The following is a 20200-nucleotide window of genomic DNA, read 5'->3' on the forward strand; positions in this document are numbered from 1 at the left end:
GGCATCCAGACGGGTGCCCCGTTTTCGTTTCCGCGAACCTGCCTGCCCCGTGTGACCCACTCCCTCGCTCTTGCGAAACTCGGACGCCAGTCGGCGGCGCATCGGTGTATGATCGATCCGGAAAGACGCATCATAACCACCGGATCGGACACCGCATGAAAGAGTCTGTAAGCGATATCAAACGGGGCGACGTCGGAACGGTCGAAGCCGCCGCTGAAATTCTGGAGGGCCGCAGCCAAAAAGGGCGTGTGGCGCGCCTCCTCCCCTTCCTGGGGCCTGCATTCATCGCCAGCGTGGCGTATGTCGATCCGGGCAACTTCGCCACCAACATTCAGGGCGGCGCGCAGTTCGGTTACATACTGCTGTGGGTGATCGTCGCCAGCAACCTGATGGCGATGCTGCTCCAGATGCTCTCGGCCAAACTCGGCATCGCGTCGAACATGAATCTGGCCGAATTATGCCGGGCGCACTTCCCCCGCCCCGTCGTGTACACGATGTGGGTGCTGATGGAAGTGGTGGCGATGGCGACCGACCTCGCGGAATTCCTGGGCGCGACGTTGGGCTTCAACTTGCTGTTCGGCATTCCGCTGTGGATCGCGGGCCTGATGACCGCCGTCGCCACATTTCTGATCCTGGGTCTGGAGCGGCACGGGTTCCGCCCGCTGGAAGCCGTGATCAGCGTGCTCGTGGGCACGGTGGCCATCAGCTACGTGATCGAGACGATCCTCGACAGGCCCGATTGGGGCCAGGTGTTTCATCACGCGGTCGTGCCGCAGTTCGCAGGCACGGAAAGCATTCTGCTGGCGACCGGCATCCTGGGCGCGACCGTGATGCCCCACGCGATCATTCTGCATTCCGCGCTGACCCAGGGCCGGATCGTCGTCAAAGATCCGGTGCAGCTTCGCCGCCTGTTCCGCTTCGAGATCATCGACGTGCTGGTGGCGATGGGGCTGGCGAGCATGATCAACGCCGCCATGCTCATCATGGCTGCATCCACCTTCCACACGCGCAGCATGAGCGACGTCGGCACGATCGAGCAGGCGCACACGACGCTGGAGCCGCTGCTAGGATCGGCGGCGAGCGCGGTCTTTGCGATCTCGCTGTTGGCGTCGGGGCTGTCCTCCGCATCGGTCGGCACGATGGCCGGGCAGGTGATCATGCAGGGCTACATCCACCGTCACGTCGCGCCGTGGCTCCGGCGGCTGGTCACCATGCTGCCCTCGCTGGTCGTGATCGCAATGGGCCTCGATCCAACGCGCACGCTCGTCATCAGCCAGGTCGTGCTGAGTTTTGGCCTGCCGTTCGCCGTCGTGCCGCTGGTCATGTTCACCCGGCGGCGTGATATTATGGGCGTGCTCGTGAACAAGCGCACCACGACCGCGCTGGCGATATTCGTCGCGGGCCTCATCATTTTCCTGAATCTCTATTTGCTCTACCAGACATTTTGGGGAGGGTAGCGCCATGTTTAAGCATCTGCTCGTTCCACTCGACGGCTCGCATCTGGCCGAAGCAGCGCTGCCCGCCGCCGCGATGTTGGGACAGATCCTGGGCGCAGACATCACCCTCATCCACATCATCGAGCAAAACGCGCCGAGCGAAGTCCACGGCGATCGCCACCTGACGAGCAACGACGAAGCGTGCACCTATCTAGCTGACGTGGCCGAACGAATGCTGCCCCTCTCATTGACCGTGGAGCGCCACGTGCACACCACGGAAGTAAGCAACGTGGCGCGCAGCATCGTCGATCACGTTCAAGAAACCGATTCGGACCTGATCATCATGTGCACACACGGGCGGATGGGCATGCATTCGTGGCTGTTCGGCAGCATTGCGCAGCACGTGATCGCCGCATGTTCCTGCCCGGTGCTGGTGATCCAGCCGCCCGAGTCGGGCGAGTTTCCGCCGTTCGTGTGCCACAAGATCCTCGTGCCGCTGGACGGCGATCCCGATCACGAGGCAAGCCTGCCCATCGTCAGCGAACTGGCGCAGGCGTGCTCGGCGGAAATCCGGTTGGTGACGGCGGTTCACAAAACGAGCACGCTCACCGGGGAGATGGCGTCCACAGCGCGTATGCTGCCCTCTGCAGCCGCGGCCATGCTCAACCTGAAGCAGCAGGGCGCGGAGGACTATCTGCGGGCGCACGAAACCCGGCTCAAGCACGACGGGCGGCACGCGAGCATCAGCACGGCGCGCGGCGAACCCTCGGCGGTGATCGCACGCACGGCCAAAACGTTCGGCGCGGACGTCATCGTCCTGGGTACACATGGCAAAGCGGGCCTCGAAGCGTTCTGGGCCGGCAGCATCACGCCGAAGCTGGCCCGGCAAACGCGCACGCCGATCCTGCTGATCTGTGCGCGCGGCACAACAGCGTAGAAGCTAAAGACACCTTGCCCCACCGAAATCAGCAGGGCATCTCCTTTTTTACGCCACATCCCGGCTTACCCGCCGTATAACCTCAGGAAGCCGGGTTTTTCCTCGCGCCGCCGCTGTTTTGCATCCTGCGCCAAATGCGCGGCTTTTCGCGCTGTTTTCTGAGCGAAATGCGGGATAATTTGGTTCGACTGACCGATGCGCATTTCCGCGATCGTCTGTCGAATTGAGCCATCGTCCTACACGCAGAGTGTCCTATGGAATCATTTAAGCCTCTCGGAATTTACATCAAGCCCTACCGGAATCTGGCAGTGATCGCGCCGCTGCTGATGGTCGTGGAAGTCGTGTGCGACCTGATGCTGCCCCGCCTGCTCCAAACCATCGTCGATCAAGGCATCGCTCAGGGCGATCTCACCCTGGTGCTGCGCACCGGACTGCTGATGATCCTCGTCACGTCGATCGGCGCGGTGGGCGGCATCGGCTGCACGGTGTTTGCCGTGCGCGCGGCGATGAACTTCGGCGCGGATTTGCGCATCGCCGCCTATCGCAAAGTCCAGACGCTCTCGTTCGGCAACCTGGACAAGCTCGGCACGGCGGAACTGGTCACGCGGCTGACCAACGACGTAAATCAGGTGCAGGAAATGGTCTTGATGGGCCTGCGCATCCTGGTCCGCGCGCCGCTGCTGGTCGTGGGCAGCCTGATCATGGCGATCATCACCAGCCCGCGCCTCGCCCTGCTGCTGATCGTCCTGATGGCGCTGCTGATCCTGATGCTGGTGGTCGTCATCCGGCGGGCGTTCCCGCTCTATACGCGCCTGCAAGAACGGCTAGATCGCGTCAACACGGTCATTCAGGAGAATCTATCCGGCGCGCGCGTCGTCAAAGCGTTCGTGCGCGGCGAGCACGAAAACGAGCGCTTCCGGGGCGCGAACGACGCGCTGATGGGCACCTCGATCCAGGCCATGCAGCTCAGCGTGGTCACCGCGCCGTTCATGGTCCTGGCGATCAATGCCGGTGTGGTCAGCGTGATCTGGCTCGGCGGCATCCAGACCATTCAGGGCAGCATGACGACGGGCGAAATCATCGCGTTCGTGAACTACCTGCGCCAGACGCTTATGTCGCTGATGATGGTCAGCATGCTCATGATGCGCATTTCGCGGGCGCAGGCGTCTGGAAAGCGTGTGGTCGGCGTGCTGACCAGCGAGCCGGAAGTTCAGGATCGCCCGGAGGCGCAGGCCGGATTCACCCCGCAGGGCCGGGTCACGTTCGAGCACGTCTCGTTTGGCTACAACGGCGGTGAGCCGATCTTGCAGGACGTCAGTTTCGTCGCGGAACCGGGCCAGACCGTCGCCCTGCTGGGCGCGACGGGATCCGGCAAATCGAGCCTGACGAACCTGATCCCGCGCTTCTATGACGTGAATTCGGGGGCCATCACCATTGACGGCGTAGACGTGCGCGACGTGCCCCAGGCCGAGCTGCGCGCCCACATCGGCGTCGCGCTGCAGGAAGCCGTGCTGTTTTCGGGCACCATCCGCGACAACATTCGCCAGGGGCGGCTCGATGCCAGCGAGCAAGACGTGATCGCGGCGGCGCAGGCGGCCCAGGCGCACGACTTCATCTCCGCCCTGCCGGAAGGGTACGACACGCAGTTAGGACAGCGCGGGGTGAACCTCTCCGGTGGGCAAAAGCAGCGCCTGTCGATTGCACGAGCGCTGATCCGAAAGCCTACGATCCTGATCCTGGACGACAGCACCAGCGCCGTAGACGTGGAAACCGAAAGCAAAATCCAGGCGGCGCTGGCCGAGATCATGCGGGGCCGGACGAGCTTCATCGTCGCCCAGCGCATCAGTACCGTGCTGACCGCCGATAAGATCCTGGTGTTGGACGATGGCCGCATCGTTGCGGAAGGCACGCACCACGATTTGATGGCGAGCAGCGAGGTTTACCGCGAGATTTACGAGTCGCAGCTTGGCGGCGGCACAGTCACATCCGACGAGGTTACGCATGTCAACGCCTAACACCTCTCAGCAGCGCTCCCAGCCCGAGATCAAACTCGGCCAGATGGTGCGGCACGGCGGGCCAGTCACCGGCGCAAAAGATACGCAGGGCACGCTGACCCGCCTGTGGCATTACCTCCAGCGGCAGCGCTGGACCCTGGTGGCCGTGATCCTGATGGTCGTGATCTCGACCGGGCTGAACCTGTTGGGGCCGTACCTGATGGGCGTCGCCATCGACGATTACATCCTCAAAGGGGACCGGGGCGGGCTGGCGCGCATCGTGCTGATCATGGTGGCGGCGTTTTTGGGCCTCTCCGTGGCGACGTGGGTCCAATCCGTGCTGATGGTGCGCGTGGCACAGCACACCGTGCGCGAACTGCGGCAGGACGTCTTCGCCAAGCTGCAAACCCTGTCGCTGCGCTACTTCGACCAGCGCCCGCACGGCGAGCTGATGAGCCGGTTGACCAACGACGTCGAAAACGTGAACACGGTGCTCAGCGAAAACGTGATCAGCTTCCTGACCAGCCTGCTCACCCTGATCGGCGTGGTCGCGCTGATGCTGGCGATCAACGTGCCGCTGGCGCTGCTCAGCATGATCATCCTACCCGGCATCACGGCGCTGACGCGTTACGTCGCCAAAAACAGCCGCCAGGGATTCCGCGACCAGCAGAGCGCGCTGGGCGACCTGGACGGCATCGTAGAGGAAACGATCAGCGGCGGCAGGGTCGTGCGCGCCTATGGCCGCGAGCAGGAAGTCATCGACCAGTTCGAGTCGGCCAACCGGCGGCTTCAGGCCGCCTCAATCCGCGCGCAGACCTACGCGGGTCTGCTCGGTCCCGGCGGCAACCTGATCAACAACCTCGGCTTCGTGATCGTGGCGAGCGCGGGCGGTTGGATGGCCATCGAAGGACACGCGACGGTCGGCATCATCGCCAGCTTCCTGACCTATGCCCAGCAGCTTCGCCGCCCCATCAACGAAGTCTCGAACCTGTTCAGTACGATCCAGTCGGCGCTGGCCGGGGCGGAGCGCGTCTTCGAGATCCTGGACGAAACGCCCGAGCTGGCCGACGAGCCGGGCGCGGTCCCGCTCGAAACGGTGCGCGGGCGGGTCGAATTCGAAGATGTGACGTTCGGCTACAATCCCGACATCGCCATCCTGAAACACGTCAGCCTGCGCGCGGAACCGGGCCAGACAATCGCGCTGGTCGGACCGACCGGCGCCGGAAAAACGACGCTCATCAACGTGATGTCGCGCTTCTACGACGTGGACGAGGGCCGCATCAAGATCGACGGAGTCGACATCCGCGACCTAAAAACGTCCGATCTGCGCCGCCAGTTGGGCATCGTGCTGCAAGACACGTACCTGTTCTCGGAACCGGTGATGGACAACATCCGCTACGGGCGGCTGGATGCGACGGACGACGAGGTGATCGCCGCCGCACGCATGGCAAACGCCGATCACTTCATCCGCCGCCTGCCCCACGGCTACGCGACCGTGCTGTCCGAACGCGCCGGAAATCTGAGCCAGGGCCAGCGCCAACTGCTCGCCATTGCGCGCGCGATCCTGGCGAATCCCGGCATCCTAATCCTGGACGAAGCGACGAGCAGCATCGACACGCGCACCGAGGTACAGATCCAGGAAGCCATGCTGCGGCTGATGCACGGGCGGACCAGTTTCGTGATCGCGCACCGCCTCAGCACCATCCGCGACGCGGACATGATCCTCGTCGTCCGCGACGGCGAGATCGTCGAGCGCGGCTCGCATCACGACCTGCTGGAACAGGCCGGGTTCTACTACCGCCTGTACATGAGCCAGTTCAAAGCGACAGACAAGATCCTGTTGAGTTCGTGAGGGCTGACAGCCGCCCATCACCCGATAAAGGAAGGGAACTGCCGTGGACATCAACGCCTACCTGGAACGCATCGGCTACCGGGGTGAGCGCCAGCCAACTCCGCAGACATTGTTCGCGTTGCAGCGGGCACATCTGACGGCGATCGCATACGAAAACCTGGACATCCACCTGGACCGATCGCTGGTGCTGGATCAAAGCGCCGTGTTCGACAAGATCGTGACCCGGCACCGAGGCGGCTGGTGCTACGAGATGAACGGGCTGTTCGCGTGGGCGCTGGGCGAACTGGGATTCGACGTCACGCTGCTGTCGAGCGCGGTCAACCGGGAAGCCATCGGAGATCGCGCCAAGAACAACCACCTGATCCTGCTGGTGCGGCTCGACCAGCCCTATCTCGTGGACGTCGGTTTTGGAAACGGGTTCGTGGAGCCGCTGCCGCTCCGCCCCGGTCAGTACCGGCAGGCGTATCTGACGTATGGGCTGGCGAACGGCGGGGAGCGCTGGCACTTCACCAACCACGTTTACGGCGGACCCGGCTATGACTTTACGCTGGAACCACACGCGCTGGACGACTTCGCCGCCAAAAGCCACGAACTGCAAACGTCGCCGGAATCGGGTTTCGTGCGCGTGGTGGTATGCCACCGCTTCACGGCGGCGGGCATGATCACGCTGCGGGGAGCCATCCTGCGCACCATCACCGAAGCGGGCGCGCAGGATGAGACGATCGAAGATGAAACGACGTACCGCCGCGTCCTGAGCGATCAGTTCGATCTGCACCTGCCGGACAACGACCTCGCCGTGCTATGGCAGATCGTGTGGCAGAAGCACCAGGAGTTTTTGCAGCAGCAGTCGTAAGGAAGCCGCGCCGCCATCAGTCTCGGCGGCACAGCGCCTCGACCGCGTCGATTTCGCGCGCAGGTCCGGCCAGGATCTCGTGTCCCGAGTCGGTGATCAGCACGCCGTCCTCGATGCGAATGCCGATTCCCTCGTCGGGCAGCAGGATGAACGGCTCGATCACCACCACGACCCCCGGCTCGAAGGGCTGCTCGCGGTCGTCCGCGTAGCGCCCGTTCGGATCGTGGATGCTCAGGCCAACCGGGTGGCCGCAGTTGCCATAGCTGTACTGCGCGAGGTCATAGCGCTTGAGCGTGTCATACACGGCCTGATGCGCTTCCAGCATGGTCGAGCCGGGTTTCATCGTGTCGATCGCCGCGTAGAGGGCTTCCAGCACAACCGCGTACAGGGCGCGCTGGCGCGGCGTGAAACGCCCGTTGGCCGGGAACGTCCGCGTGATGTCGGATGAGTAGCCGTTGTAGCTCACGCCGGAATCGATCAGCACCAGATCGCCGTCCTGGATCACGCGCTGGTTCGCCATGTAGTGCGGGATGGCCGCATTCGGGCCGCTGCCTACGATCACGCTGCTGGCGTAATGTTCGCTGCCCATCGATGTGACCGGCTCGCCTCTGACGCACACCTCGTAATCGAAGATCGCCTGTCCCAGCGCCTCCGTGGTGCCGGGCTTGAGCGCGCGCATGATCGACTCGAAAACCTCGGTGTGGATCTCGAACGCCCTGCGCAGACACTCGACTTCGAGCGCGTCTTTCACGAAGCGCATCTGGTGGATCTGGGACGCGATATTCTTGAGCTGCACCCAGTAAAAACGCTGCCGGATGCGCTCGATCAGGCTGAGATAGGACGTGAGCGGCTCGTTCAGGCGCGGCGCGTAGGGCGAGTTCAGCCACAGCGTATCCTGGTCCATCAGCACGACCGCCAGCATCGGCTCCAGCTGCCCCAGGTCGTACACGCGGTCCACGCCGGTCTGCTCGCGGATCGCGTCGAGCGACACGCTGACGCCATCCATAAAGGCTTCACGCGCGCCGGGTTCCGCCACGAACAGGATCTCGTGCACGCGCCGCCCGCGCATCAGTTCCGGCCCGGTGCGCGTCTCCAGCCGCTCGACCATGATGCCCTGCGGAGCCAGCAGCAGGTAAGCGTTACGATCGGCCAGCCCGGTCAGGTAGCGCAGGTTCCGGTCGTACAACGACGGATCGGGCGACAGCCCCGACGAATCGATCAGGATCAGGCCGGAGCCAATCCGATCCAGCAGCGCCCGCCGCCGGGCGATATAACGCGCCGTCCATTCCTCTTGACTTGCCATCATCTCTCCTAGAACCGCTGATGCTCGGTGCGTGCAATGATTTCATCTTGCAGCGCCTGACCGAGGTCGCAGAAGTAATCGCTGTATCCCGCCACGCGCACGATCAGGTCGCGGTACTGCTCGGGCTGGGCCTGCGCCGCGCGCAGCGTGTCCGCGTCCACCACGTTGAATTGGATATGGTGCCCGTCCAGCCGGAAGTACGTACGCACCACTTGCACCAACCCCTCCAGGCCTGCGTCGTCGGCCAGCAGGCTCGGCGTGAACTTCTGGTTGAGCAGCGTGCCGCCCGTGCGCGTGTGATCCATCTTGGCGGCGGATTTCAGCACGGCGGTCGGGCCGTTGCGGTCCGCGCCCTGCACCGGGGAAATGCCCTCCGAGACGGGCGTAAACGCGCGGCGACCGTCCGGCGTGGCGCCCAACACCGAGCCAAAGTAGATGTGGCAGGTGGTAGGCAGCAGGTCGATGTGGTACGTGCCGCCCTTCGTGTTGGGCCGCCCGTCGATGGCGTTGAAATAGGCGTCGAAAGTGCGGACCATCAGGCCGTCCGCATAGTCGTCGTCGTTGCCATAGCGCGGCGTCTTGTTGAGCAGTGTCAGCCGTTCGCGTTCGTGCCCGGCGAAGTCGTCCGCCAGCAGCGACAACATGCCGTCCATGGTCAGCGTTTGCTGGTCGAAGACGTGATACTTGAGCGCCGTCAGCGCGTCGGTGATCGTGCCCAGCCCGACGCCCTGAATGTACGTGACGTTGTAGCGCGCGCCGCCGTCGTGATAGTCCTTACCGCGCGCGATGCAGTCATCGATCAGCAGGGACAGGAATGGCGCGGGCAGGAACTCGGCATACAACCGCTCGATCACGTTATTGCCGCGAATCTTAATGTCGATGAAGTGATTCAACTGGCGCTCGAACGCAGCGAACAGATCCTCGAACGTGGCGAACGCGCGCGGATCGCCCGTCTCCAACCCGATCTGTTTGCCGGTGCGCGGATCGATGCCGTTGTTCAGCGTGATTTCGAGCACTTTGGGCAGGTTGAAGTAGCCCGACAGGTTATAGTTTTCCTTGCCAAATGCGCCGGTTTCGACGCACCCGCTCGTGCCGCCGCAGCGCGCGTCCACCAGCGACTTGCCCTGGCGGATCAATTCCTGCACCACCACATCGGTGTTGAAGATCGACGGCTGGCCGAACCCGGTGCGGATGATGCGCGCCGCCCGCTTGATGAAACGATCCGGGTTCTTTTTGCTCACCTGGATCGACGAACTGGGCTGAAGCAGGCGCATCTCCTCGATCACGTCCAGGATCAAGAACGTGACGTCGTTCACCGCGTCGGAGCCGTCCGGCCTGACGCCTCCCACGTTGATCTGCGCGAAATCGGTATAGGTGTTGCTCTCTTCCGCCGTCACGCCCACCTTCGGCGGCGCGGGCTGGTTGTTGAACTTGATCCAGAAACACTGCAGCAGTTCTTCGGCCTGCTCGCGGGTGAGCGTGCCGTCTTCCAGGCCCTGCCGGTAGAACGGATACAGGTGCTGGTCGAGCTTGCCGGGATTGAACGCGTCCCACGGATTCAGCTCGATTGTCACGCCCAGGTGCACAAACCAGTAGTATTGCAGCGCCTCCCAGAAGTCGCGCGGGGCGTGCGCCGGAACGTGCTCGCATACCGCTGCGATGCGTTCCAGTTCCGCGCGGCGCTGCTCGTCGGGCGCGGCGGCGGCCATCTGCCGGGCCAGTTCCGCGTACCGTTCCGCGAAGTGGATCACCGCCCCGGCAGCGATCCGCATTCCGCGAAGCTCCTCCTGCTTGTGGTACGCTTCCGCGTCGTTCAGAAAGTCGAGCGATTCCAGGCGGGCGTCGATATCCGCGATGAAATCCAGCATGCCCTTGTGGTAAATTTTGTCGTCCAGCACGGTATGGCCGGGCGAGCGCTGCTCCATGAACTCGGTGAAGATGCCCGCGTTGTAAGCGTCAAGCCAGTCGGGCGTCATCTCTCCCAAGATGCGCTCGCGCATGGTCTTGCCCTGCCAGAACGAGATGAACCGTTCCTCGTACAGCTTGTAGGTACTGGGGCTGACCTTGAACGAGATCTTCTCGCGGCTGTCGAGGATTTCCAGGTCCTTGAGCGAATGGCAGCACAGTTCGGGATATGTCGGCGTAGCTTTCGGCGCAGGGCCTTTTTCGCCCACGATCAGCTCGCCGTCGTTGATGCACAGTGCGCGATGCGCCAGCAGATATTCGAACGACAGCGCCCGCTCGACCGGGGCGGACATCCGCCCGGTGTGTTCCTCGTAAAAGCACGTCATCAGCTCGGCGCGCTCCGGCGACAGGGTCGGCACCGCGTCCAGGCTTTGCTGCCGCAGCTTGGCAACTCGGCTGCTCATTGCCATCCGGTTATCCTCCTATGGTCACGTTGAGACCGAATGTTTCCAGGAATTGTTTGATCGCTGCCATCTGGTCCGCAGATGGTTCTTGCGTTTCGGGCATGGGGTTCGACCGGCTCAGGCGGTCGTACTTCTCCGCGCCCAGCTTATGATAGGGGAGAATATTAACCTGCCGGACGTTCGGCAGGCTGCGCGCCAGCGTGCCAAGCTGGCGTAGGTTGTCTTCGTCGTCGTTGACGTGGGGGATGATCGGGACGCGCAGCACGACCGCGTGCCCGTGCTCGGCCAGCCGCTTCAGATTTTCAAGCACCAGCGCATTGGACGCACCAGTTACCTCGCGGTGGCGGCGCTCGTCCATCGACTTCAGGTCGTAGAGGAACAGGTCCACGTAGGGCCGCACGCGGTCGAGCGTTTCGGCGCTGGCATAGCCGCACGTATCCACGACCGTGTGCAGGTCGTGGGCCTTGCACGCGCGCAGCAAATCCAGCAGGAACTCGTCTTGCAGCAGCGGCTCCCCGCCGGAAAACGTCACACCGCCGCCCGACTGGTCATAAAACAACACGTCGCGCAGTACGTCGTCCATAACCTGCTCGACCGTCATCTCGCGCCCAACCATCTCGCGGGCGTCGGCCACACAGGCCGCCGTGCATGTTCCGCAGCGCGCGCAGATCTCGCGGTCGGTCACGAAGTCCGTGCCGTTCCACGTAATCGCGCTCTGCGGGCATTCCACCACGCACGCCCCGCAGCGGATGCACGCTTCGGCGCGCAGCAGAAGTTCGGGCCGGGGACGCTGGCTTTCGGGGTTATGGCACCACCAACAGCGTAGCCCGCAGCCCTTTAGAAAAACCGTCGTGCGAATACCGGGTCCATCGTGAAGCGAAAATTTCTGGATGTCGAAAACGATGCCGCTGCTCACGCCTGGTTTGACTCTCTCGATCTATGGCCGTGTCGAATACGGCTCCTATTCCACTCCGCGCAGGCGCGGATCGACCGCGTCGCGCAGCCCGTCGCCCAGGAAGTTAAAGGCAAACATCACCATAAACAGCGCCAGGGCCGGGAAAATCGCCTGGAAGGGATACGTCTGGATCTTCTGCGCCCCCTCGGAAATCATACCTCCCCAGCTCGGTCTGGGGGGATTCACGCCCAGGCCGATGAAGCTCAAAAACGCTTCGTAGGAGATATAGCTGGGAATGTTCAGCGTTTCCGTGACCACCAGCGGCCCGATGATGTTGGGCAGAATGTGATGCACGATGATCCAGCCGGTGCGCGCGCCGGTCGCCCGCGCCGCCTCCACGTAGGTCATTTCACGCACGCACAGCACCAGCCCGCGCGACAGGCGCGCCGTGCCCATCCACGACGTCAGGCCGATCCCGATGAAGATGAAAAACATGCCGCCCAGCGCCGCGTCGAGATCGCTCAACGCCCCGGCGAAAGTGCCCGACTCGGGTTTGGCGAACCGGAAAAACGCCATCAGCAGGATGATCAGCAGGTACGTCGGGAACGCATACATGATGTCCACGAGCCGCATCAACAGGTTATCGACCTTGCCGCCCATGTACCCGGCGGTCACGCCGACCAGCAGGCCCAGGCTCAGCGAGATCGCGGGGCCGATAAACGCCACGGCCAGCGATACCCGCGCCCCGTAAATGATCCGGCTGAGCAGGTCGCGCCCCAGCGCATCCGCGCCGAGCAAATAGTCGTCGTTGACCGTCACGTAGCCACCCTCGGAAACGGGCTTCATGTTCGGGAAGACGTGCGTCATCCACGAGTGTACCGCGTTGTTGTCGCGGAAGGAGGCCTCATCATAGCCTTTGGGCGCAAAGAACGGCGCGAAGATCGCCACAAAGACGTTGAGCACGATGATGATCGCGCCCAGCACAGCGGCACGGTTGCGCACCAACCGGCGCAGCGCATCCGCCGTCAGGCTGCGTCCCTGCTCACAGTCGCGCAGTTGGACGACGTTATCGGGTGCCGCCACGGGTTCCATCGGCTGGCCTTGAACCTGAGTTGTTGCCATAGCTTGGTCTCCGGTGTGGTGGCTCATGTGAAACGGATGCGGGGATCGATCCAGGCGTACACGACGTCAACGATCACGTTGGCGAGCACCAGGAAGATCGCCATCACCAAAATCGTGCCCATGATGACGGGATAGTCACGGCCCGTGATGCTGGTGACGAAGAACTTGCCCATGCCGGGAATCGCAAAAATCGTCTCGACGACAAACGTCCCGGCCATGAGGTAAGCCAGCATCGGCCCGATGACCGTGATCACGGGGATCATGCTGTTTTTCAGCACGTGGACCACCACAACACGCCGCTCTCTGAGACCCTTCGCGCGCGCCGTGCGGATGTAATCCTCGTGCATCACCTGCAGCATACTGGCCCGCGTCAGGCGCGCCAACACCGCCGACTGGCTGAATCCGAGGGCGAAGGTGGGCAGAATCATCTGCTTCGGCTCGCCCCACCCCGTCACCGGCAGCCAGCCCAGCAGCACGCCGAATACATATTGCAGCACCGGGGCCATAATGATCACGGGGACGGAAACGCCCAGCACCGCGATGCCCATCCCGGCGTAGTCGTACACCGTATTGCGCTTGAGACCGGCGATGACGCCCAGCGGGATACCGATGCACGCCGCGATCAGCACCCCCAACACGCCAAGCTGGGCGGAGATTGGCAGATTCTCCCGGAAGATGTCGTTCACCGGGCGGCTGACGGACTTGTACGACGGCCCGAAGTTCACCCATCGCAGCGTGGCATTGTCGTCAAACGGCAGGCTGATATTGATCAGGTATTCGTGATCGAGCGACTTCTGCTGCTGCCCGGTCATGACCACCGGGATCAGGATGTCCTTCATATACTCGACGTACTGCATCACCAGCGGATCGTCGAGGTTGTACTTTTCATTCAACTGCTCGATGGTGCTTTCGGGAAGCGCTTTTTCAGTACTAAAGGGTCCGCCCGGTACGGCGTGCATGAGAATAAAGGTGATCACCGTCACGACAAACAATACGAAGACCATCCACAGCACGCGCCGGGTGATAAACTCGCTCATCGCCTCTCCCGTAAACTTTTAACGGGGGCGTTCCGCGGAACGCCCCCTGTCTGAAAGACCGCGTGTGAGGGTCGGACTACTGGTTGAGATCCCACTTCCAGTACGCTTCGATGTGCGTCGTCGCGTAGGTGCGGGTCACATCGGGCTGGGTCAGCATCGCCGTGATCGGCCAGTACAGCGGCATAAGCGCGGCTTCGTCCACCACCATCAACTGCTCGGCCTGCGCATACAGCTCGCGGCGCTGTTCCGGGTCGGTCAGCAGCCGGGCTTCGTCCACAATCTGGTCGAATTCCGGGCTGTTCCAGTGGCCGTAATTGTAGAGTGAGTCGGAGCGCATCACATCGCGCAGGTAGTTATTGGCGTCGTTGTAGTCCGGGCACCAGCCTGCACGGTAGATCTGGCCCGCATCTTCTTCCAACGTGGACCAGTAGGTGGTCGTATCGAGCGCGGACAGTTCGACGCGAATGCCCAACGCTTCTTCCCACATCACCTGAAGGGCCTGCGCCGTGGCGCTGAGCAGTTCGGTGTTGCCGAACACCACCGTGATCGCGGGCAGATCGTCCGCCGACTCCAGGCCCAGGTCCGCCAGACCGAGCGCCAGCTCCTGCTGGGCCATCTCGGGATCGAACGCGATGCCCAGGTCAGGGTTATCTTCCAGAGTTGGGGCCAGCGAAATGCTGGGCGGGGTGAACCAGCGCGCAGGGATCTCGCCGCCCTTGGTCACGAAGTCGATCAGGCTCTGGCGGTCCACCGCGTAGCTGAACGCACGGCGAATGTGCACGTTGTCGAACGGCGGTTTTTCGGTGTTGAAGCCCCACGCCTGCGAGCACAGGTCGGGCACGATCGATAGTTCGCTGCTCAGCGTCGAATCGGCGCGAATGCGGTCCAGGTCGGTCGCGGGCGCGTAAATCACGTCCATGCCACCCGCCTCGAATTCACGAAGCTGCACCGATTCGTCCATGAAACGGATGGTGAGTTCGTCCACGTTCGCCTGCCCGATGCCTTCGGACCCCGGCCAGAACGGATTCTTCACGAAGGTGATGCTCTCGTCGTGCGACCATTCCTTGAGCGCGAACGGGCCATAGGTGGCGATGTTTTCCGGCTCGGTCCAGACGTCGCCGCTTTCCTCAATCGCCCACGCCGGGACGGGGCGCGCCGTGCCCAGGCCGTAGATGCCCAGCACGTATCCGACCGCTTCCGGTGCGGTGACCTCGAACGTATAGTCGTCCACTGCCTTGAGGCCGAGCGCGTCAGCGCTGCCTTCACCTGCGTTAAATTCGGCTGCACCCGTGATATAAGGAGCCATCATGTACGCGCCGGGGGCTGCCGTTACGGGGTCAAGCGCGCGCGTCCAACCGAAGACGAAGTCAGCCGCCGTCACATAGCGCGGCGCGCCGCTGTCGTCCGTCAGGGCTTCGACTTCGCCGCTGTCGGCGTTATAGCGCACCCACGGGACCTGCTCCAGCAGGTGGAAGGTATACGTCTTTCCATCTTCCGACACGTCGTAGCTGGACGCCATCGCCAGCTCGACATCGCGGGATTCTTCATTTTGCCAGGTCAAGCCTGGGAAAAGCTGGGTGATCAGGGTCATGTCGCGCTGATCGATCCCCAACTGCGGATCGATGCTGTGGGGATCGCCCACCCCATAGGCCGTGACGAGCGATTTGCCGTCGCCTTGCGCAGAGGTAACACCTGCGAAGGTTGGCAAGACGAGCACCATGACCAACACGAGCACGGTAAGGCGGCGTACGGTTTTCACAAGGATATCCTTTCACTAAGCGCATCTGAACCAAAAGGTCAGGAGATTGCAGTCTAGTGCTGGTGTTCCGTTTTTTGATGTGTTGGTGCTCGCCGCCGTTGGTGACTTCTATGAGTGCATGGGTGTCGGGGCTTTAGCTCAAAACAGGCTGAAGGCAGGCCGGAGCGCCGCCTGCCAGAGATAACTTAAAGCCAGTATACTTGGATTTCCCCGCATGGTGCTTGGCAAGAGTCTCCAAGTTTTTGGAGACTTGCCGCGCGCAGTGCTGTAGCGTGCATCGACGCATGATATGCTAAAAAGACGACCGCCTACACATCCGCTTGGAACCAACCAGACCAGCCGCGAGATGGGTGAACACGGGGCCTCACATGAGTGCAAACGAATTTGGGGATTTACTGACTCAGGGACTCAAAAGTATTGCTGCTTTAGAGAAAAAAGACCTGACAGTTTTACAGCAAGAACTTGGGCACGAAATCGGCACCAGCGTATGGACCATCTATAAGTGGCGCAAGGGCGCGTCGCTGCCTACGGATGCGCGCACGATCCGCCTGCTCGCGTCGGCGTGTGTCACGCGCGGGCGCATGGATTACAACTGGGTGACGCGCTTCCTCAAACCGGTCACCCATTCGATCACGCCGGACCTGATCGAAGAACTGTGTCCCGGCGCGGCCAGCAAGTCGTCCGTGACGCACAACCTGCCGCGCCGCCAGCATCGTAAGCTGATCGGGCGCGAAACCGAGCTGGAAGACCTCAAGGCGTTCCTTTCGCCGCGCCACCGCGTCGGCGTCGTGTGTATCAGCGGCGGCGGCGGGGTCGGCAAGACGGCGCTGGCGCTCGAAATCGCGCATCACTATTACGAGGAAAACGCCAACCTGCCGCCCGACGAACGCTTCGACGCGATCGTGTGGGTGACGGCAAAAAACGTCGAGCTGCTGCCCACCGGGCCGGTGCGCCGCCAACCCACCTTCACCGATCTCGACGGCGTCTACCGCGCGATCGCGGAACTGCTGGACGTGCCCGCGCTCTTTCGCACGGCGACCCAGGCCGAAAAGAACATCATCGCCATGCGCCTGCTGGGCGAAAAGCGCGTCCTGCTGATGTTCGACAACCTCGAAGACGTAGACGACCAGGAATTTATGGTCTTCCTGCGCGATCTGCCCGCGCCCAGCAAGGCGATCATCACTACGCGCCACCGCATCGACGTGGCCGTGCCGATCCACCTGCACGCGCTCGATCACACCCAGGCGTGCGAGCTGGTGCTGTTGGAATGCGAGCGCAACTGCCTTCACATGACCGACGAACAGATCGGGCAGCTTTTGCAGCGCACGGGCGGCCTGCCCCTGGCGATCATCCGCACCATCGGGCGCATGGCGTGGCGCGGCAGCAGCATCGAGACCGAGCTGCTGCACCTCAGCGACCCCGACAACGACGCCTACGATTTCTGCTTTGGCAAGACGATCGCCCTGATCAAGCCCGGCGACGCCTACGACCTGTTCCTGATCCTGGCGATCTTCGCCGCCCATGCGCGCCGGGACGCGCTCGGCTTCATCGCGGGGTTCGAGGACAACGTCGCGCGCCGTGACGAAGCGCTGAGCGACCTCGAAGTGCTTTCGCTGTGCACCCGCGACAAAGATCGCTTCGACCTGGAGCCGATGACGCGCACGCACGCGCTGGCCGAGCTGCGATCCGCGCCCGACCTCGAACAAAACGCGCGCGAGCGCTGGGTGCAGTGGTATCTCCAGTTCACGCAGTTCTACGGCGGGATCGACTGGCAGGAGTGGCACTCCCGCTATGACGTGCTGGAAGAAGAATGGAGCAACGTGCTGGCCGTCGCGCAGTGGTGCATGGAAGCGCGCCGCTACAGCGACGTGCTGGCGCTGTGGCAAAACGTGCGCGACTTCACGCACATCTACGGCTATTGGAGCGACCGCCTGGATCTGCTCACCTGGATTACGACCGAGGCGCAAAACCGGCGCGATTGGGCGACCGTCGTGGAGGCGCTGAACGAGCGAGGATTCACGCTGACCATTACCGGTGTCCCTGCCCGGCTGACCGAAGCCGAAACCCTGCTCCAGCACGCATGGTCCCTGCGCGATCATGCCGCCACCGCCAAACCCGCGCGCACCGCCGCCCTGATCGGCTCGCTGGCGACACGCCAGACGAAATATACCGAGGCGCACTACTGGTTCGACACGTCCGAGTCGCTGCTGCTGGCTGCCGAGATTGACGAAACACAGCGCGCGCGTGAGCTGACGTCCACACTGTTCGACCTGGGGGAAACCTGGCAGATCATGGGCGATTACGACCGCGCCGAACAGGTCTTTCAGGAAATGCTCGCCCAAGCCCAGACGTGCGGCTGGCAGCGCGGGCTGCTTTACGGCCAGAACTGGCTGGCGCACACCCACATTTTGCAGGGCCATCTGGCGCTCGCGGAACAGCTACTCAATCAAGGTTGGCCCCCGGCGCTGCGAAACAAGGAAAAACGGCTGATTGCGATGTACCGGCGCACCTTCGCGTACCTGTACCAGCAGCGAAACGACGCCGCCGAAGCCTATACCTGGGCAGCCGAAGCGCTCGATAACTTCGAACGGCTGGGCATGTCGTCGGAAACCAGCGAGATGCAAAAGCTGCTCGAAAATCTGATCGTATTGCGTGAGCAAGCCAATTCACCGGACTCCGTCCGCACCTACCAGAATTGAGGTAACTGCTTCATGTCGAGTTCAAGGCAGGCGTTCCCAATTGAAGCATGGGCAAGTCTGTATCACCCGTCCGACGCGCAGCTTTCGCCGGACGGCCAGCACGTCGCGTTCGTCTATGGTCCGCATTACATGGCCGACCAGGATACGCCCGTGCACAAAGAGATCCACCTGATCGACACGGCCACCGGCTGCCAGAAGCGCTTCACGACCGGGCTCGACTGCACCCACATCGCCCCGCGCTGGTCCCCGGACAGCCGCCGCCTTGTCTTCCTTTCGAACCGGGCGAGCAAAGACGACATGCAGCTTTACGTGATGGACATCGACGGCGGCGAAGCCCAACCTCTGACCGATCTGCGCGGCAAGCCGCACGATCCCGCGTGGTCATCCTCCGGCGACGCAATCCTGTTTCTGTACGATGGCGCGCCGGATGCAGAACCGCCCGCACCAACCGATCCGATCGTGATGGATGCCAACCCGTGCTTCGACCGTGTATGGCGCTGCGACGTAGCAAGCCGCAGCCTCACCGCGCTGACTCCGGCCACGACGCACATTTTTGAATACGCGCTGTCGCCGGACGGCACGACGCTGGCCGTGCTGGCCGCTGCGCACCCCAACCCGATGGAAGGCTGGTACGCCGCCCAGTTGTATACCGTCGATGTCGCGTCGCAGGCGATGCGGCAGGTGTGCGCGATCGAGCATCAGGCGGGCAGGCTTACGTGGTCGCCGGACGGTACGCAGATCGGCTTTGTTTCCGGCGTGATGAGCGACGAGGGCAACGTTTCCGGCGATGTATTCGCCATCCCTGCTGCGGGCGGACAGCCGCGCCGCCTGACGCCGGACCTCGACCACAGCATCACCTGGATCGAATGGCGCGCGGAGGGCATCCTCTACGGCGGACGCCTGATCGACCGTTCCGTAATCGGGCAGATCGATCCGCAAAACGCCACGCGAACCATCATCGCGTCCGGTGAATACGGCATCAACGGGACCGGCGCGCAGCAGATCAGCGCAGCGCGCGGCGGGCAGTTCGCCACGGTCCGCGCCAGCTTCACCGAGCCGCCGGACATTTACCTCGGCTCGCTCACCGACGGCGGCGGCTGGCGTAAGCTCTCCGATCTACCCGTCGATTGGGAGGCGTTTCCGCCGCTTCGCGTCGAAAGCCGCCATTGGACGCATCCCGACGGCGCGCCCGTGCAGGGCTTCCTGATTTACCCGCCGGACTACACGCCCGACCGCCGCTATCCGCTGTTCGTACACGTGCACGGCGGGCCGTCGTGGTGCTACGTGCCCGATTACTATCTCGCCTGGGAGCGGCTGCTCATTTCGCGCGGATGCCTCGTGCTGATGCCCAATCCGCGCGGGAGCTGGGGACGCGGCCCGGCCTATCAGGCGGCAAACGTGGGCGACCTGGGCGGCGGCGACTGGCAGGACATTTATGCCGGGATCGATCCACTGATCGATGAGGGATTGGCCGATCCTGACCGCATCGCGGTGGGCGGCTGGAGCTATGGCGGCTACCTGACCACCTGGGCCGTCACCCAAACCGACCGGTTCCGCTGCGCCATCGCGGGGGCCTGCATCACCAACTACGTGTCGAACTACGGGGTCGTCAGCAACCGCGAGTGGCAAACGACGATGTTTGGCTCGATGGTGTACGACGCGATGGACCTGCACCGCTCGCGCTCACCGATCTCGTATACGGAGCGCGTCAAAACGCCGACCCTGATGGTGCACGGCCTCGAAGATAAGGTCGCGCCGCCGACGCAGCCCATCGAGTTTTACACCGCGCTGCGTTACCATCAGGTTCCGGCAGAATTGGTGTTTTATCCGCGCGAGCCGCACGGCTTCAGGGAGCGCCCCCACCAGATCGACCTGATGCAGCGCATCGCCGCCTGGGTCGATCGCTACCTGTTGGCCGAGTAATTCCATCCGGGCCGGTTGGGT

13 protein-coding genes are annotated in these 20200 nt (G+C 63.1%); 7 read left to right on the forward strand and 6 right to left on the reverse strand.

Annotated features, from left to right (window positions below):
• The first annotated feature begins 155 nt into the window (after positions 1-155).
• The 5 genes from V7116_RS05885 to V7116_RS05905 all read left to right on the forward strand — a co-directional run bounded on the left by V7116_RS05885 (position 156) and on the right by V7116_RS05905 (position 7072).
• On the forward strand, positions 156-1457 hold the full coding sequence (locus V7116_RS05885) for an Nramp family divalent metal transporter (protein ID WP_324390962.1): 1302 nt from the start codon (positions 156-158) through the stop codon (positions 1455-1457).
• A 4-nt stretch (positions 1458-1461) separates the two neighbouring features.
• On the forward strand, positions 1462-2373 hold the full coding sequence (locus tag V7116_RS05890) for a universal stress protein (RefSeq protein WP_324390963.1): 912 nt from the start codon (positions 1462-1464) through the stop codon (positions 2371-2373).
• A 254-nt stretch (positions 2374-2627) separates the two neighbouring features.
• The gene (locus V7116_RS05895) at positions 2628-4388 is read left to right on the forward strand and encodes an ABC transporter ATP-binding protein (RefSeq protein ID WP_324390964.1); all 1761 of its coding nucleotides are present in this window, start codon (positions 2628-2630) and stop codon (positions 4386-4388) included.
• Positions 4375-6219 carry an ABC transporter ATP-binding protein gene (locus tag V7116_RS05900; protein WP_324390965.1) on the forward strand — a complete coding sequence of 615 codons (1845 nt, stop codon included), beginning with the start codon at positions 4375-4377 and terminating at the stop codon, positions 6217-6219. Before V7116_RS05895 ends, V7116_RS05900 begins: the two co-directional genes overlap by 14 nt.
• Before the next feature lie 43 nt (positions 6220-6262).
• Complete coding sequence (locus V7116_RS05905; protein WP_324390966.1) at positions 6263-7072, forward strand: arylamine N-acetyltransferase family protein; 810 nt, start codon at positions 6263-6265, stop codon at positions 7070-7072.
• Between the two features lie 16 nt (positions 7073-7088).
• Here V7116_RS05905 and V7116_RS05910 read toward each other — a convergent pair whose 3' ends face one another.
• The 6 genes from V7116_RS05910 to V7116_RS05935 form a co-directional block, all read right to left on the reverse strand.
• On the reverse strand, positions 7089-8375 hold the full coding sequence (locus tag V7116_RS05910) for an aminopeptidase P N-terminal domain-containing protein (protein ID WP_324390967.1): 1287 nt from the start codon (positions 8373-8375) through the stop codon (positions 7089-7091).
• An 8-nt stretch (positions 8376-8383) separates the two neighbouring features.
• Entirely contained in the window at positions 8384-10744 is a 2361-nt protein-coding gene (gene hypD / locus V7116_RS05915; protein ID WP_324390968.1) for a trans-4-hydroxy-L-proline dehydratase, read from the reverse strand.
• Positions 10745-10754: 10 nt separating this feature from the next.
• Positions 10755-11660: a glycyl-radical enzyme activating protein gene (locus tag V7116_RS05920; protein ID WP_324390969.1), complete on the reverse strand. Its 906-nt coding sequence runs from the start codon at positions 11658-11660 to the stop codon at positions 10755-10757.
• Positions 11661-11705: 45 nt separating this feature from the next.
• Positions 11706-12761 (reverse strand): ABC transporter permease, encoded by a 1056-nt coding sequence (locus V7116_RS05925; RefSeq protein WP_324390970.1) that lies wholly within the window; start codon positions 12759-12761, stop codon positions 11706-11708.
• A gap of 23 nt (positions 12762-12784) precedes the next feature.
• Positions 12785-13798, reverse strand: coding sequence for an ABC transporter permease (locus tag V7116_RS05930; RefSeq protein WP_324390971.1), 1014 nt, complete (start codon positions 13796-13798; stop codon positions 12785-12787).
• 76 nt (positions 13799-13874) lie between these two features.
• Complete coding sequence (locus V7116_RS05935) at positions 13875-15557, reverse strand: peptide ABC transporter substrate-binding protein (protein WP_324390972.1); 1683 nt, start codon at positions 15555-15557, stop codon at positions 13875-13877.
• A 368-nt stretch (positions 15558-15925) separates the two neighbouring features.
• On the opposite strand from V7116_RS05935, the gene V7116_RS05940 reads away from it, so the two are divergent.
• A complete protein-coding gene (locus V7116_RS05940) occupies positions 15926-18256 on the forward strand; it encodes an NB-ARC domain-containing protein (protein ID WP_324390973.1) in 2331 nt (776 codons plus the stop codon).
• 12 nt (positions 18257-18268) lie between these two features.
• Entirely contained in the window at positions 18269-20179 is a 1911-nt protein-coding gene (locus V7116_RS05945) for a S9 family peptidase (RefSeq protein ID WP_324390974.1), read from the forward strand.
• The last annotated feature ends 21 nt before the right edge of the window (positions 20180-20200 follow it).

It is taken from the genome of Aggregatilinea sp. (assembly GCF_036822615.1).
GTDB lineage: Bacteria > Chloroflexota > Anaerolineae > Aggregatilineales > Aggregatilineaceae > Aggregatilinea.

What these genes read in the sequence shown, in the direction of transcription:
- V7116_RS05885 (WP_324390962.1), top strand. Translation starts at nt 156, where the DNA reads ATGAAAGAGTCTGTAAGCGATATCAAACGGGGCGACGTCGGAACGGTC.
- V7116_RS05890 (WP_324390963.1), top strand. Translation starts at nt 1,462, where the DNA reads ATGTTTAAGCATCTGCTCGTTCCACTCGACGGCTCGCATCTGGCCGAA.
- V7116_RS05895 (WP_324390964.1), top strand. Translation starts at nt 2,628, where the DNA reads ATGGAATCATTTAAGCCTCTCGGAATTTACATCAAGCCCTACCGGAAT.
- V7116_RS05900 (WP_324390965.1), top strand. Translation starts at nt 4,375, where the DNA reads ATGTCAACGCCTAACACCTCTCAGCAGCGCTCCCAGCCCGAGATCAAA.
- V7116_RS05910 (WP_324390967.1), bottom strand. Translation starts at nt 8,375, where the DNA reads ATGGCAAGTCAAGAGGAATGGACGGCGCGTTATATCGCCCGGCGGCGG.
- hypD (WP_324390968.1), bottom strand. Translation starts at nt 10,744, where the DNA reads ATGAGCAGCCGAGTTGCCAAGCTGCGGCAGCAAAGCCTGGACGCGGTG.
- V7116_RS05925 (WP_324390970.1), bottom strand. Translation starts at nt 12,761, where the DNA reads ATGGCAACAACTCAGGTTCAAGGCCAGCCGATGGAACCCGTGGCGGCA.
- V7116_RS05930 (WP_324390971.1), bottom strand. Translation starts at nt 13,798, where the DNA reads ATGAGCGAGTTTATCACCCGGCGCGTGCTGTGGATGGTCTTCGTATTG.
- V7116_RS05940 (WP_324390973.1), top strand. Translation starts at nt 15,926, where the DNA reads ATGAGTGCAAACGAATTTGGGGATTTACTGACTCAGGGACTCAAAAGT.
- V7116_RS05945 (WP_324390974.1), top strand. Translation starts at nt 18,269, where the DNA reads ATGTCGAGTTCAAGGCAGGCGTTCCCAATTGAAGCATGGGCAAGTCTG.